This is a genomic window from Mesorhizobium sp. M2A.F.Ca.ET.067.02.1.1 (assembly GCF_004023285.1).
In the GTDB taxonomy this organism is placed as follows: domain Bacteria; phylum Pseudomonadota; class Alphaproteobacteria; order Rhizobiales; family Rhizobiaceae; genus Mesorhizobium.
Window position 1 is genome coordinate 1 of record NZ_RZSB01001087.1, and the last position, 1,426, is coordinate 1,426.

Consider the following 1,426-nt stretch of genomic DNA (forward strand, 5'->3'; position numbering starts at 1 on the left):
CGCCGACAATCTCCTCTCCCCACCGGGGAGAGGTCAGCCGAGCGAAGCGGAGGCTGGGCGAGGGGGAGCCCCATACGTGGTTTCCCTCCCCTCAACGGAGAACGGTATTGCCCGTCAGGAACCCGCCAATGACCGAGACCCCGACCGTTCTTTCCCCCGCCGCCGAAGAACAGGTCGAAGGGCTGCCGCCGGGCTTCGGCGACGGCCTCGCTGGCAAGGCCGCCTTTGCCATCGCGGTCGCCTTCTCCGTCTTCCAGATCTACATCGCCGCCTATGGCAGCCTTCCCAGCCAGGTGGTGCGGGCCATGCATGTCGGCTTCCTGCTGTTGCTCGGTTTCGGCCTGATCGCCAATTTGCGCGCCACCGGCGTGGCGGCGAAGGCGGCATTCTGGACGCTCGGCGTGCTGGGTTTCGCGACCGGTCTCTACAACTGGGTCTTCTATGCCGACCTCATCCGCCGCTCCGGCTTCCTCACCACGCCGGACCTCATCGTCGGCACGCTGCTGGTGGTGCTGGTCTTCGAGGCCGCTAGACGGCTGATGGGCCTGCCGCTGGCGGTGATCGCCTTCATCTTCCTCGCCTATTGCTTCGTCGGCAATCATCTGCCGCCGCCCTTCATCCATCGCGGCTATGATTTCGCGCAGCTGGTCGACACCTTCGCCTTCGGCACCGAGGGCATATACGGCACGCCGGTCTATGTGTCGGCCGCCTATATCTTCATCTTCGTCGTCTTTGCCGCCTTCCTCGAACGTGCCGGCATGATCGCGCTGTTCAACGATTTCGCGCTCGGCCTCGTCGGCTCATGGCGCGGTGGTCCGGCGCAGGTCTGCGTGCTCTCCTCCGCGCTGATGGGCACGATCTCCGGCTCGGGCGTCGCCAATGTCGTCGCCAGCGGCCAGTTCACCATTCCGCTGATGAAGCGCTTCGGTTTCCGCTCGGCCTTTGCCGGCGCGGTCGAGGCGACCTCCTCGATGGGCGGCCAGATCATGCCGCCGGTCATGGGGGCCGTCGCCTTCATCATGGCCGAGACGCTGAACATCCCTTATGCCGAGGTGGTCAAGGCGGCGATCATCCCGGCGCTGCTCTATTTCGGCGCCTGTTTCTGGCAGGTGCATCTGGAGGCCGGCAAGGCCGGGCTGCATGGCATGGCCAAGGCCGAGTTGCCCAATCCCTGGGAGGCGGTGCGAAAGCACTGGCCGCTCGTGCTGCCGCTCGCCGTGCTGGTTTATCTTCTGTTTGCCGGCTACACGCCGATCTTCGCCGGCACGATGGGCCTCGCGCTGACCATAGTGCTCATCCTCGGCACACCGTTGGCGGCATTGATCGGACCGCTCGCCTTCCGCGTCGTCTTCTGGCTGGCCATCGGGCTTGCCGCCGCGTCCTTCATGCGTTTCGGCGTCAATGTGCTGAGCCTCGCCATCGCGGC

1 protein-coding gene is annotated in these 1,426 nt (G+C 65.6%); it reads left to right on the forward strand.

The window, feature by feature from the left end; all coding sequences use genetic code 11:
* Nucleotides 1–128 precede the first annotated feature (128 nt).
* A partial coding sequence (locus EOA28_RS35670; protein ID WP_128315845.1) for a TRAP transporter fused permease subunit occupies nucleotides 129–1,426 on the forward strand: 1,298 nt, incomplete at its 3' end.